The organism is Erwinia sp. INIA01, assembly GCF_025947915.1.
Taxonomy (GTDB): domain Bacteria; phylum Pseudomonadota; class Gammaproteobacteria; order Enterobacterales; family Enterobacteriaceae; genus Erwinia; species Erwinia coffeiphila.
On sequence record NZ_JAPDNC010000001.1, the window covers coordinates 17,850 to 31,155 of the forward strand.

A 13,306-nucleotide genomic window follows, 5' to 3' on the forward strand; every position below is an offset into this window, starting at 1 on the left:
AGGCTCAGCCGAGCTTCTGCACCCGGGTCATTTCCGGGGTGATCTCGTCACCCTGGTGGTTAAGTATCCGCAAGGGGGAAAGCGTTTTCCCGCTGGCGGCCTCCAGCAGTTCGGAGTGCGCCTCACCGGCACCGAACAGCTGATTCTCGCCAAACTGCCGCAGCGCTACGATCAGCGGAAACGTGGCCAGGCCGCGCTCGGTCAGCACATATTCCTGCCACGCGGTGCCGTCCGAGGCGGGCTGCACCTTGAACAGATCGGCTTCCACCAGTTTTTTCAGGCGGTCCGCCAGAATATTGCGCGCCACGCCGAGGCCGCGCTGAAACTCGCTGAATCGTCGACTGCCGTCAAAGGCGTCGCGCAGGATCATCAGCATCCAGCGATCGCCGATCAGATCCACGCTCCGCGCCACCGGGCAGGGTGACTGGCTGAACGAAACAGTTGCCGCCATCGTTTCAACTCCTGAAAATTATTCAGTTGCATTTTAAAACCACTTCACGCAGGCTGCAATTGGTTTTAATTTGAAACTAATCAGGAGGCAGCAGTGAGTCACATTATTCCGGCCTGCGGATCGCCACAGAGTTTGTCCGTCTGGCAGGTCACTCTGTTTACGGCGACTACCGGGCTCAGCGTCGCCAACGTTTATTATGCCCAGCCGCTGCTGGATACCCTCGGTATCACCTACGGGCTGCGTTCCGCCTCGCTGGGCGCGATAATTTTCGCCACACAACTGGGCTGCCTGTTGGCGCTGCTGTTCGTGGTGCCGCTGGGCGACAGGCTCAACCGCCGTTGGCTGATGCGCGGCCAGCTTCTGGCGCTGATCGCTTCACTGCTGCTGGTGGCGGTTTCCTCCTCCGCCACGATGCTGCTGCTGGCGATGCTGCTGACCGGACTGACCGGTACCGCAATGACTCAGGGGATGATCGCCTTTGCTGCGGCAGCGGCACCGGAGCATTCGCGTGGCCAGACGGTGGGTGCCGTTTCTGCCGGAGTGGTGATCGGGCTGCTGCTGGCACGGGTGTTTGCCGGAGTGGTCAGTGATATTGCGGGCTGGCGCAGCGTCTATTTTGCTTCTGCACTGATGATGGCGCTATTGGCGGCCGTGCTCTGGCGGCGGCTGCCCGCTCTCCCGCAGCAGAAGACAGACGGCGGACGCGCACCGCTCGCTGCGCTCTGGCATCTGCTGCATCACCATAAACAGCTGCAGATACGCGGGGTGATGGCGCTGCTGATGTTTGCCAGCTTCGCGATTTTCTGGAGTGCGCTGGTACTGCTGTTAACGCCACCCCCCTGGAATTTCAGCCACGCGCAGACCGGCGCGCTGGGGCTGGTGGGGGCAGCCAGTGCGCTGATTGCCAGCCGGGCGGGCAGGCGAGCCGACCGCGGGCTGGCTCGCAGCAACACCCGGTTTTCACTGCTGATACTGCTGCTTAGCTGGCTGCCGCTGTGGCTGGGGGGGAGTTCACTGCTACTGTTGATTATCGGCATTTTTCTGCTGGATGCTGGCGGGCAGGCGCTGCACGTGACCAGCCAGAGCCTGCTGCTTAGCGGCATGAACGCGGCAGGTTCGCAGCTGATCGCTGCCTATATGCTGTTTTACTCCGCAGGCAGCGGCATGGGGGCGCTGATTTCAACGCAGGCGTTCGCGTACGGTGGCTGGTCGGCGGTGTGCCTCGCCGGGGCAGCAATCAGCCTGCTGGCAATGATTTTTGGCTTATCGACACAATCACACGAGGTGAAAAATGGATGAATTTGCACTGCTGGCGGCGGCTGATCGGCGCGCGCTGGAGTATACCCGTTCGCTGCCTGCGCGCCGGGTCTTTCCCGATGCTGAAGCGATTGCCGGACTGAAACGCTTTGATGAACCTTTGCCACTGGACGGTTATCCGCCAGAACACACGCTGGCAATGCTTGATGACGTTGGCTCGCCCGCAACTACCGCCTCTAATGGGGCGGACTATTATGGCTTTGTTATTGGCGCGGCTCTGCCGGTGGCCAGCGCTGCTGAACGGCTGATGATAGCCTGGGATCAGTGCGCTTCCGGCTGGGATAATTCGCCGGTGTCCGCCACGCTGGAGCGGCAGGCCGCGCACTGGCTGCTGGAAATCCTCGACTTACCCCGCGAAAGCGCGGTGGGATTTGGCACCAGCGCCACGGCCTGTACCCTGAGCTGCCTGGCGACCGCCCGGCGCGAGCTGCTGAAGCAACAGGGCTGGGACTTTGACCAGGACGGGTTGATCGGTGCGCCGGAGATCCGCGTGGTGGTGTCGGCGCTGGCGCATATCACGGTGATTAAGGCGCTGCGGGTGCTCGGTTTTGGATTGCGCCATCTGTTAATCGCGCCGGTGAATGAACGGGGACAAGTGGATATCGAGCGACTGCCGGAGTTGAATGACCGCACCATTCTGTGCCTGCAGGCTGGAGAGGTTAACAGCGGTGAGTTTGATGATTTTGCACAGCTTATTCCGCTGGCAAAGGCGGCCGGAAGTTGGGTACACGTTGACGGTGCATTCGGTCTGTGGGCCAGAGCTTCATCGCTCAACGAGCTGACTTCGGGCATCGAGCTGGCCGACAGCTGGACTACCGACGCGCACAAATGGCTGAACACTCCCTATGACTGTGCAATGGCGATTTGCCGCCATGCGTCGGCTCTTTCGGCCACCCTGCGCGGCGATGCGGTTTATTCCGCAGCGGCAGAGGACGCGCAGAAAAATCTGACGCTGGAGTTCTCTCGACGCCCGCGCGGCATTCCGGTCTGGGCTGCACTGCGTTCGCTGGGGAGGACGGGGGTAGCGGAAATGGTTGAACGTCACTGTCTGCTGGCAAAGCGAGTTGCTGAAGGTTTGTCAGGCTCGGGCTATCAGGTTTTAAATCGGGTGGTGCTGAATCAGGTCCTGTTCCGTGCTGATGATCAACAGCAGACGTTGCGTATTCGCGATGCGGTTCAGGCGTCTGGAGAAACCTGGTTTGCTGCGACGCAATGGCAGGGGCAACCCGCTTTACGTATCAGCATTTCCTCTTGGCGAACGGAAGACGCCAATATTGACCATCTGTTACTGCTGCTCGATCGCATAAAACGGTCTGACGCTGTGGAATAACGAAGCTAACTTCACCGCCTGGGTTTTCGCCTGTCTGGTGTCGCATATTTTCAAAACAGGAGCAATCAATGCGCAGCGCCGGTGCGAATATTAACACTGGCCGGTTTTACCGCGATGAGGGCGATAAGAATTTTAACGGCGGTATTTTTGTCTGAACGGGCATCAGATGCGACGGGTTGACCCGGGTAAAGTGACGTTACTACTCATGTTAGTAATGAATAAGGTTATCCCGGCAGCGGCTTTATGTCGGTCAGACACTCAGAATGTCGCTAATATTAGGCTATTGCTTTCGTCAGGTTGCGCTAAACCGAATCGGCTGTGAAAAGCCAGGTGTTATATTGTGGGTATGGATCAAATTCAACCTGCACATACAGATTTTTCTGTGTTCGGGATTATCCAGGACGATCAAAGTACCATCGTTAACGCGTTGGGCAGGAAAAAAAAGGTCGGTGTTTTGCGGTGGGCTTTAAATAAAAAGAGATTAAAAAGTCAGCGATTGCCGAAGAGGAAAAGTAAAGGGTCACTCTTTTGAGTGACCCTTTATCATTACTTGATCAGGAAATCATCCAGTGATTTACCCGCATCCAGCGCCTGCTTGATCACAGCCGGGGTGCGGCCCTGGCCGGTCCAGGATTTAGTTTCGCCGTTTTCATCAGTATATTCATACTTAGCCGGACGAGGTGCGCGCTTGGTACGGGTTTTGCCAGCGGTAGTATCAGCGGCGGTCAGCTCGCTTAAATCAATCCCGTCTTCCAGCAGCATCTGACGGTATTTAGCCAGCTTCTCTTCTTTTTCTTTAATCTCAGAAGCGATAGCGGCTTCTGATTCACGTCGTTCGTTCACAACCGCTTCAAGTTTTTCCAGCATCTCTTCCAGTTCAGCTAAAGAGACTTCACGAGCCTGGGCACGAAGGGTGCGAATGTTATTTAATACTTTCAGCGTTTCACTCATAACGGAATCCGTAACCTTTGGGTTGGTTTAAATTTAGTCAACTAATGTTTCGAAGACAAGTGTACAGACAAATGAATCACGAAAAAACACTAAATCAAAAAAAATGTTTCTTTAAATGTTTCTTCAGTGCAAGTTTAGTCACTAATGTAGTGAATGGCAAAAGGACTATATTTACAACATATGGGATAAATCTTAACACTTTCTTTGGTGACTCATCATTATCTGATGAAACTTTACCCCGCAGGCAGGCGGATATCATAATCAACGCTGGATAAACAGGTGGGAATTTATAATCCACTATGCCTCAGATTGCTTGCGCTCTGCCGTTGCCGTCATCACATTAACGACCGCATTAATAAACTATTCGCGTTACCCTGTCACCCGAGATTTAACAAAATTTGTAAAAAATCCATTTATCAACCAAAGTTCTGAGAAGAAATCTGATGTCTTCCACACTTTTGTGCATTTTAATAAAATGCTGTTCCTGACCAGGCGATTTATCCGGACGTACCGCAATTGCAGATTAAACAGTTACCGATACGGTTTCGTTATTATCGATAAACAGGACAACAGTATTGACAGCAGACTCACCCCTGCGTGGTCCTTTTTGCCTAATAGATCCTGATATCAATTTTGATACGACGGGATTATTATCAGTGGCGATTATAGTTACAACATACTGTAAAGCATGCGGTTAATGGTGTCCGCTTCGCCCCCGGTGAACAGGGCTTTTCACCAGGCCGGGGTTATGCTACTTTCATTGTCGATACATTCGTACGCGTTAACGTCATTCAACGCACAGACTCCACTTTTTATCTTAAGCGGCGCTGTGTGTTGTTCTGCATTCCATCTCAACATGCAGTGCCCGGGTTAACGTTAATGAAAATCTCTTTGAAATTTCCCGTTTTATTTCTCTTAATCCTTGCCGGGTTTTGTTTACGCCCCGGGATATCCTCTATTGCCCCACTAGCCGAAACGCTGCAACGGCAGTTTTATGACGTCGGTGCCACGGGGATTGGCTTGCTAACCAGTATCCCGGTGGTCTGCATGGGGGTTATTTCTCCGCTGGCGTTTCTGCTGGAAAAAAGAGTCGGTCTGAAACAAACGCTGATGATCGGACTGGTGCTGGTATTTTTCGGTGAACTACTACGCTGGTTCGATAGCTGGTTTGGCTTACTGTTGTTGACCGCGGTGCTGGTAGGCGTGGGTGATGCGCTGATCCGGCCGATGATTTCCGGTTTTATCAAACTACGCTGCGCCGATCGTGGCCGACTGGCCGTGAGTGTGTATGCCGCATCAATGGGTGCCGGAGCGGGGGCGGCAACGTTGAGCACGGCGTCGTTAGCGGATATCAGCGGGCACCCGGGTGGCGGGTTGGCTTTCTGGGCATTGCCGACGCTGCTGGCCCTGATCTGCTGGAGTTTATTTTCACTTCCTGTGCAACGCGAACAGCAGCATGCCGCCAACAAAGGGCAATCCATGTTCTGGCTCGCCGCCGGGCTGTCATTATTTTTTGCTTTACAGGCAGGGCTTAATTACACCCTGATCGCCTGGCTACCCACGTGGCTGCGGTATGATGGGTACAGTGCATCTACCGCCGATTCGCTGACCACGCTGCTGATTGTGTTTTCAACGCTAGTCAGTCTTTTTTATCCGCTGTTCGTTCGTCTTTTTTCCGGTCGGGAATATTTCACTATGCTGGCTGCCGCTATCGCAACGATGATGGCGGCGGCACTTTACGCCGTCGGAGTGGCGGTTGTCGTTCCCGTGTTGCTGATGGGGATCGCCATCGGACTTTGTTTTCCGCTGGCGCTGCATCTTCCGGTTGCGATCAGTCCGGATGCCGCCTCGGCGGTCAGACTGTCGGGATGGGTGCAGACCGTCGGTTATCTGGCAGGGGGACTGTTACCTTCGATCGCCGGGATGGCGATGACGGGTCGTCCACCTTCGGCGGCGCTGGCTGCGATCGTTTTAGTGCTGACGGTTTTGCTGGCTCTGACCTCGCTGGCGTTTGGTTTTAGCCGCATTCGCCATCAGTGAGATTTTTTCCGGCGTCCAGTTGAAATGGCTGGCCGCCGCGGCCAGCAGGATCGCCAGCCCGCCGAAAAATTGCCAAAGGCCGAGCCGGTGACCGAACACCGCCCAGTCAACGATGACGGCGATGACCGGGTATAAGAATGAGAGCGCAGCCACCAGATTTCCGGGCAGCTTGCCGATGGCTGAATAGAGCAGTGTCGACATCAGTCCGGTATGGACTGCACCCAGCGCGATCAGAACCAGCCATGTGTTCATTTGATATTCGCTAACGTTCAAGCGGGCTAACGGTAGCAGCAGTAGTGCGCCGAGCGTCAGCTGGATCAGAACCAGCAGTTGAGGCACGACCTGTTTCAGATAGCGTGCGGTGATTGCCACTCCGGCGTAACAAAATGCAGCACCCAGAGCCAAAAGTATTCCGCGCAGATAATGATCGCCGACGCCCTGACTGTTTTCACCACCGGCAACGATCATCAGCAGACCGACAAAAGCCAGCAGTAGCCAACCGGCTTTGGTCAGAGTAATTTTTTCTGCAAACAGCAGGGCGCTGAGTGCGGTCAGCATAAACGGCTGAGTGTGATAGGTCACGGTCGCAATGCCGATCGACGCATCCGAATAGGCGGCGAACAGCAGAACCCAGTTCATAACCAACGCCACGCCTCCGGCCAGCGCCAGAAAAAACTGAGGTAAGGTCATTGCACCGCGTCGAAGTTGCCCACCCACGACGCAGACGATCAGCATCGCCGCCGCGCCAAACAGACAGCGCCAGAAAACGGCGGCGATCGCATCCTGCCCGGAAAGTATCACCATCCATCCGGTTGTTCCGGCAATGGCCATTGCCAGGGTCATCTCAATTGTTCCGCGTGCCGACGTCATTTGTTTTCCTTTTTTTCTCCGCATGCTGTGCAAACGGAATGAATACGATAAAATGAACAGATGACTATTATGATGAACATAGTGTGTCTGTTCGTCAAGATGAACAAAAGACCGATATAGGAAACATAACTGTGGCAGATGTGATTTCAAACCTTAACCATTCCCCGATTGCTCTGCTGGCACAGGCGCTGCGGCGGGAAAGAGAAAAAGCTGGTATCACCGTTACCGAACTGGCGAAGCGGGCGGGAATTGCAAAGTCCACGCTTTCGCAGCTGGAAAGCGGCCTGGGAAATCCAGGCCTGGAAACGCTGTGGTCACTGGCGATGGCGCTGGATGTTCCCGTCAGCCGGCTGATCGCCCAGCCGCGTCAGCAGGTGCAGGTGATTCGCGCCAGAGAAGGCACGCCGCTGGTTTCCGGTCAGGCGAACTATGTTGCAACGCTGCTGGCCGCATGCCCGGTCGGGGCGCAGCGCGATATCTATCGCCTCAGCGTGCAGCCCGGCGAGCCGCGCCTGTCGGAACCGCATCAGCCGGGGACGCTGGAACATGTGATCCTTTGCAGCGGCCGCGCACGGATCGGGCCTGCGGAGCAGTGGGTTGAACTCAGCGCGGGCGATTACATCAGCTATTCTGCCGACTGCCCCCATATTTTTGACGCCCTGGAAGCCAATACCACTGCCGTAATGCTGATTGAACTGGCCTGAGGATTGATCCGTCATCTTCATCAGATTTCGTTCTGCGTTATTTTTGTGACTCCAGACCTATTAAGTCTGGAGTCATATCGTGCAACGAGGTAAAATATGCTTTGAAATCACCGGCCTATCCCACTGTTGAAAAGAAGATGCCGGGTGAAATAAACACCGTTATCGCCGATCGTTGCCGGAAAAGCCGGTCGGCGTTGGGAAATATCGCCGGAACCGCGTATGGCTGAAAAACAGAAAACACCGCTTTTGCATTCGCCTCACGTTGGCCGCCACGTTTTGATCTGGCTGAACGAGGTACAAAACGCCTCGCTGATCCAGCTGGAGTCCGGCGAAGATGAGGGCAGCGTGCAGCAGGTGATGAAACTGTGGGTTCGCCTTTCGCTGCTGCAAACCCGTCGTCGTCCGGAAATCGCCGTTTCGTCTTTGCTGAAGCACGTACTGCCGGTTATTGGCCATCGATCTCTGAGCGGGGTGACCCGCCTGCAGCTCAACCGGCTGTTTAATATCCTGATTGCCGACGGTAAAAAAGAGGAAGCGCGGCGCGTTTTCTCTCTTTGTAAGCAGTTTCTCAGCTGGGCGGAAATTCAGGGATATCTCGACCATTCGCCGCTAAGTGCAATGAAAAAGCGCGATATTGCCGGAAGAAGCACACCGCCGGGAACCCGTACATTAAGCGATGCGGAAGTGTGGGTGTTCTGGCACGGGCTTGATGAGTGGGAGCTTTCCGAGCAGTGTCGCTGGGCGCTGAGGCTGTGCCTGCTGTCGGCGCGAAGGCCGGATGAAGTGGTGCAGGCGCGCAAGCAGGAGTTTAATCTGGAGTCCGGCATCTGGCGGCAGGGCGATCGAAATAAGTCGCAGCGCGAGCATATTCTGCCGATCACCCCAATGATGCGCACCTGCATCGATGCGCTATTGCGGGCCAGCCCGGAGGATTCCCCCTGGCTGGTGCCGTCACCAGTGACAGTGTCACGTCCTTTGTCGAAGGGAGCTATCACTCAGGCGCTGCGACGAATGATCCGTGCCGATCGCGGGCTGGGTCTGGAGCCGTTTACCACCCGCGACCTGCGCCGTACCGCGCGATCCCGGCTGGCGGCGCTGGATACGCCAAACGATGTGGCGCGTAAGATCATGAACCACGCGCTTGAAGGGATCGACCGCGTTTACGATACGCATAACTACCTGCCACAGATGCAGCAGGCGTTAAATGCGCTGTCCGACAGCATCAAAACCATTATTGCCGCGCCGTCTTATCATGCGCTGACTCACCGCTATCAGGGTGAAAAGCTGCATCTCAGCGAGCGCGCGCTGCTGTTTATGGAGCCTTAATCCACTCGTTACACCCTGAATCCGTGGCGTTTTGCCCGCCAGATCGTCCCCCAGGTGAGTCCCAGCAGGGTCAGTAACGTGGGGGCAAACAGACCCGGTCCGAACACGGTCAAAATCGCCGCGCCCGCCGCGCCGCCTCCGGCAATCGCGATATTCCATGCGGTGACCAGCATCGACTGCGCTACGTCGGCCGAGTCATCGGCGGTTTTCGCCAGCGCCGTCTGGAACAGCGAAGCCGCGCCGCCAAATGCCAGCCCCCACAGCACGACCGCCGAATATATCACCGCCGGGCTGCCGCCTCCCCACTGTAAAAGCACCATCGCCAGCGCGAACAGCAGTGTTGACAGCAGCGCGCCCGCCCGCAGCCAGCGGTCGATGGTAATGCCAACCAGCCAGATCCCCAGCAGGGAAGCAACGCCGAACACCAGCAGCACGGTGCTGATGCGATCTGCCATGCGAACCCCCTGTAAAAATGGGGCGATATAGGTATAGAGAATGTTATGCGCCAGCACAAAAACCAGCGTGGCCGTCAGCACCGATCGTACGCCGGGCAGGCGAAGTACGCCGGACAGCGGCAGTCTTTTTGCGGCGGGCTGGGCCGCAAAATCGGGCACGCTGACCGCGATCCACAGTATCAGCAGCAGGCTGAGTGCGGAAATCGCCATAAAGCAGCTGCGCCAGCCGATAATTCCACTGATAAACGTGCCCAGTGGAATACCGACAGACAGCGCCAGCGGAGTGCCGACCATCGCCAGTGAGATCGCGCGTCCTTTCAGCGACGGCTTGACCATTCTGGCGGCATAACCCGCAATCAGCGCCCACAGTAATCCGGCGGAAACACCGGCCAGAAACCGTGCGGCCAGCGTCAACAGGTAATCGCCGGACAGCGCCGTTACCGTATTGGCGACAATAAAACCGGACACCGCCGTCAGCAGTAGCGGCCTGCGGCGCAGACTTTGGGTAGCGACCGTCAGCGGAATCGCCGCCAGCAGAGATCCCAGCGCATACAGCGTCACCAGCTGGCCTGCGCTGGCGGTGGAAACGGACAGGCTGTTGCCGATCTCAGGCAACAGTCCGGCCGGTAACGCCTCGGTCAGAATGGTGATGAACCCGGCTAGTGCCAGGGCGAGCAGGGCGGAAACCGGCAACCGATCGCGTTCGATATACGCGGTGATCTCGCTGCTCATGCTGCCTCCCGGCCGGTAGCGGAAACACCGTAAACCGCATCGCGCAGATCGTTAACGAACTGCCCGGACATCCCTTCGCCCAGCGTATTGGTAAAGGCAATCACGCTCAGGTCCTGCTGCGGATCGACGAACCACGAATGGCCGTAGGCTCCCCCCCAGCGCCAGGTACCCGGTGACTCCGGCGAGGCGGCAAGGTCGGGATCACGCAGCACCGAGAAACCGAGGCCAAAACCGATGCCCGGTGAGCCTTCAAGCTCCAGGCCGTGCGTCCAGTCGCGGGACATTTCATCAACCAGCGTACGCGGCAGCAGCGTTTCTCCGTCGCGCAGCGCTTCCAGCAGGCGTAGAAAATCATCTGCCGTTCCGACCATTCCCGCACCCGCCGAAGGGAAAGCATCGGCATTGAAAATGCGTGCCGGGCTGTAATTAATGCCAACCACGTCGGGGAACGGCGGAACGATTTCACCTTCCTGCAGCCGATGCGGTTGGGGCCGATCATTGACGTAGGCGCACGCGACGCGCTGTGGTTCCGTACTGTAAAAATCCGTGTCGCGCATCGCCAGCGGTTCGGTAATCAGCTCGCTAACTGCCGTATTCAGCGTGGTTCCGTGGACGCGTGCGACCAGCGCGCCCAGAACATCGGTCGCCAGTGAGTACGCCCAGCTGCTGCCGGGTGCAAACTGCAACGGCACGCGGGCAATGCGCCGCAGGTTTTCATCCAGCGATATATCAGAAGAATCCATGCCGTCGGAAACGCCCGCCGTCGCATAGGGGCCCTGTTCATCGCGCTCGAAAAAGCGATAGCCCAGACCGGCGGTGTGGCTCAGCAACTGGCGGGCGGTGATGGTTGCCGGGCCGCCGTCGGCCAGCGTTGGGGTAAACTCCGGCAGCCAGCGGCTGACCGGGCTGTCCAGATCGAGCTGGCCACGCGCAACCAGCACCAGCGCGGCGGCAGAGACAATCGGCTTACTGACTGAGGCCAGGCGGAATAGCGTTTCCGGGGTCATGGCGCGGTTGTTTTCCCGGTCGGCCAGTCCGGCGGCCTGGCGGTAAATAATGCGGCCATGTCGGGCAATCAGCACAACCGCGCCCACCAGTCTCTGCTGGTCCAGGGCCTGTTGAATGACCGCGCCGACGCGATCTGAAAGCGATGCCGTAACCGGCGGAATAAGGCTGTTGCTCATCTGGAATTCCTTAAATCAGTGAATGTCCGACTACCTTAATCAGTGACGTATTAAAGAAAAAGTGGGGTATAGTTCAGTAAACCCGTGAATAAATTTCGTTAATCGGCAGGTGAAAATGGACAGCTTCAGCGGTGTGACGGTGTTTGTGCAGGTGGCGGAAAGCCGCAGTTTCGTGACGGCGGGTCGCCAGCTGGGGCTTTCTGCTTCGGCGGTCAGCAAAAGCGTTGCCCGGCTGGAGGAAAAGCTGGGCGTCCGGCTGTTTCATCGCAGCACACGCAGCATGACGCTGACGGCTGAAGGATCGCTGTTTCTGGAGCGAAGTCGGCGCATTATCGGTGAGATGGAGGCCGCACAGCTTGAGTTGTCGCAGGTTGCGGGAAAACCGGCGGGACGCCTGCGCATCAGCCTGCCGCAGGTCAGCCCGCTGCTGCTGCCGGTGCTGGGCGATTTTATGGCGCGCTACCCGGATATCGAGCTGGATCTGGATTTCAGTGACAGAATGGTGGAGGTGATTGAGGAAGGGTTTGATGCGGTGATCCGCACCGGGCAGCCGATGGATTCCCGTTTGTCGGCCAGAAAGCTGGGTAATTTCACCATGAAAATCGTTGCCTCTCCCGGCTATCTTGCCCGTTACGGCACGCCGGAAAATCCCGGCGATCTGCTGCGTCACCGCTGCATGCACTACCGTTTCCCGTACAGCGGAAAGCTGGAAAAATGGGAGCTTGGCAGTGAAGTGGAGCTGAATCTGCCAATTTCCATGGTATGCAATAATATCGAAACCCGGGTGTGCTTTGCTCTCAAGGGGTTAGGTATTGCTTTTCTGCCGGAATTTGCGATTAACAATCTGATTGCGGAAGGGCAGCTGGTGACCCTGTTGGACGATATTGATAAGCGCAGAGGGGTGTTCCATATCCTCTGGCCCGCCAGCAAGCACGCATCGCCGAAGATACGTGCGCTGGTCGATTTCCTGAGCGACAGGGTGTTTGCTAACGGCAAAGCGGAAAGTCTTTAAACGCACGGTGGCTATCGCCTGTCGGTCAGGATGTCGCTGATTAGCCGCTTCAGTCAGTCTCATTCCCCGCCGGGCCGATCGACATATCCGGCCGTGGATTCAGCAGTCCTGTCCCATCATTCAGCGAATCCAGTACGCTACGGCGGGTCATCTGGCAGGCGAGTTCTGCCGCGTCGAACAGCGTTAACCCCTTCAGCAGCAGGGCGGTCAGCTGCGCGGTAAACATATCGCCGGTGCCTTTAGGCGCACCGTCGTAGGCCTCATGCTCGATGATATGCACGGCCTCTGCGGTCACGCAGATAACACGCAGTGTTTTCCCCGTTTCGCCGCGGGCGGCACTGGTGACGATAATCCACTGAGTTTGCTGGTTTAGCAGCGTTCGGGCCGCAGAGATTACATCATCGTCGTTTTCCAGCGTTTTGCCACTCAGGCAGGCCAGCTCAAAACGGTTGGGTGTCAGGCCCGTTGCCATCGGTGCCAGACTGTCGCGATACCACTCCAGCAGCGCCGGATCGACGTAGTAGCCGCAGTCGTCGTCACCCATAACCGGATCGATAATCACCATCGCATCCGGATTTGTCCGCAGCGTATCAGGCAGCCAGCGGCTGACTTCCCCGGCTTTGCCGGTGCTGCCCAGGTAGCCGGTAATAATGGCGCGCAGCTGCGCATCCTGCCCGCGATCGTGTAGCCCCTGAAGGAAACCATGGAACCAGTCTGATGAAATCTCACCGCCGAAGCAGCTGGGATAGTCGGGGGTATTGCTGAGTAAAAAAGTGGGTACGGCCAGAACCTGCCAGCCGTGGCTTTCCAGCACAGGCTTGGCAATGCTGTTGCCGACGGTGCCGTAAATGACCTGCGACTGGATCGAGATAATATCCGCGTTTTTTTCCGGGCGGCGCTTTTTCAGCTGGGCCGGGGTGATGCCAGGTATCAT

12 protein-coding genes are annotated in these 13,306 nt (G+C 56.9%); 6 read left to right on the forward strand and 6 right to left on the reverse strand.

What is annotated here, in order from left to right; genetic code table 11:
• Window positions 1–4 precede the first annotated feature (4 nt).
• Complete coding sequence (locus OMR58_RS00075) at window positions 5–451, reverse strand: winged helix-turn-helix transcriptional regulator (protein ID WP_200559269.1); 447 nt, start codon at window positions 449–451, stop codon at window positions 5–7.
• A gap of 93 nt (window positions 452–544) precedes the next feature.
• Between OMR58_RS00075 and OMR58_RS00080 the strand changes: the two genes are divergently transcribed.
• Together OMR58_RS00080 and OMR58_RS00085 are read left to right on the forward strand one after the other, a co-directional pair.
• Entirely contained in the window at window positions 545–1,750 is a 1,206-nt protein-coding gene (locus OMR58_RS00080) for an MFS transporter (RefSeq protein WP_264545028.1), read from the forward strand.
• Window positions 1,743–3,098: a pyridoxal phosphate-dependent decarboxylase family protein gene (locus tag OMR58_RS00085; protein WP_264545029.1), complete on the forward strand. Its 1,356-nt coding sequence runs from the start codon at window positions 1,743–1,745 to the stop codon at window positions 3,096–3,098. Before OMR58_RS00080 ends, OMR58_RS00085 begins: the two co-directional genes overlap by 8 nt.
• Before the next feature lie 546 nt (window positions 3,099–3,644).
• Here OMR58_RS00085 and OMR58_RS00090 read toward each other — a convergent pair.
• Window positions 3,645–4,049, reverse strand: coding sequence for an H-NS family histone-like protein (locus tag OMR58_RS00090; protein WP_105591695.1), 405 nt, complete (start codon window positions 4,047–4,049; stop codon window positions 3,645–3,647).
• Between the two features lie 879 nt (window positions 4,050–4,928).
• On the opposite strand from OMR58_RS00090, the gene OMR58_RS00095 reads away from it, so the two are divergent.
• Window positions 4,929–6,089 (forward strand): MFS transporter, encoded by a 1,161-nt coding sequence (locus OMR58_RS00095; protein ID WP_264545030.1) that lies wholly within the window; start codon window positions 4,929–4,931, stop codon window positions 6,087–6,089.
• Here OMR58_RS00095 and OMR58_RS00100 read toward each other — a convergent pair.
• Window positions 6,021–6,959 carry a DMT family transporter gene (locus tag OMR58_RS00100; protein ID WP_200559291.1) on the reverse strand — a complete coding sequence of 313 codons (939 nt, stop codon included), beginning with the start codon at window positions 6,957–6,959 and terminating at the stop codon, window positions 6,021–6,023. The genes OMR58_RS00095 and OMR58_RS00100 overlap by 69 nt on opposite strands.
• A gap of 140 nt (window positions 6,960–7,099) precedes the next feature.
• Here OMR58_RS00100 and OMR58_RS00105 point away from each other — a divergent pair, with 140 nt between their 5' ends.
• On the forward strand, window positions 7,100–7,663 hold the full coding sequence (locus OMR58_RS00105; RefSeq protein WP_444861287.1) for a helix-turn-helix domain-containing protein: 564 nt from the start codon (window positions 7,100–7,102) through the stop codon (window positions 7,661–7,663).
• A gap of 219 nt (window positions 7,664–7,882) precedes the next feature.
• The gene (locus tag OMR58_RS00110; protein ID WP_200559295.1) at window positions 7,883–8,989 is read left to right on the forward strand and encodes a tyrosine-type recombinase/integrase; all 1,107 of its coding nucleotides are present in this window, start codon (window positions 7,883–7,885) and stop codon (window positions 8,987–8,989) included.
• 8 nt (window positions 8,990–8,997) lie between these two features.
• Here the strand turns inward: OMR58_RS00110 and OMR58_RS00115 are convergent, their stop codons facing one another.
• Together OMR58_RS00115 and OMR58_RS00120 are read right to left on the reverse strand one after the other, a co-directional pair.
• Window positions 8,998–10,176: an MFS transporter gene (locus tag OMR58_RS00115; RefSeq protein WP_200559321.1), complete on the reverse strand. Its 1,179-nt coding sequence runs from the start codon at window positions 10,174–10,176 to the stop codon at window positions 8,998–9,000.
• Window positions 10,173–11,360 carry a serine hydrolase domain-containing protein gene (locus OMR58_RS00120; RefSeq protein ID WP_200559323.1) on the reverse strand — a complete coding sequence of 396 codons (1,188 nt, stop codon included), beginning with the start codon at window positions 11,358–11,360 and terminating at the stop codon, window positions 10,173–10,175. Before OMR58_RS00120 ends, OMR58_RS00115 begins: the two co-directional genes overlap by 4 nt.
• 115 nt (window positions 11,361–11,475) lie before the next feature.
• Between OMR58_RS00120 and OMR58_RS00125 the strand changes: the two genes are divergently transcribed.
• Window positions 11,476–12,372 carry a LysR family transcriptional regulator gene (locus OMR58_RS00125; RefSeq protein WP_200559325.1) on the forward strand — a complete coding sequence of 299 codons (897 nt, stop codon included), beginning with the start codon at window positions 11,476–11,478 and terminating at the stop codon, window positions 12,370–12,372.
• 49 nt (window positions 12,373–12,421) lie between these two features.
• On the opposite strand, the gene OMR58_RS00130 is transcribed toward OMR58_RS00125, so the two are convergent.
• Complete coding sequence (locus OMR58_RS00130; protein WP_200559327.1) at window positions 12,422–13,306, reverse strand: PfkB family carbohydrate kinase; 885 nt, start codon at window positions 13,304–13,306, stop codon at window positions 12,422–12,424.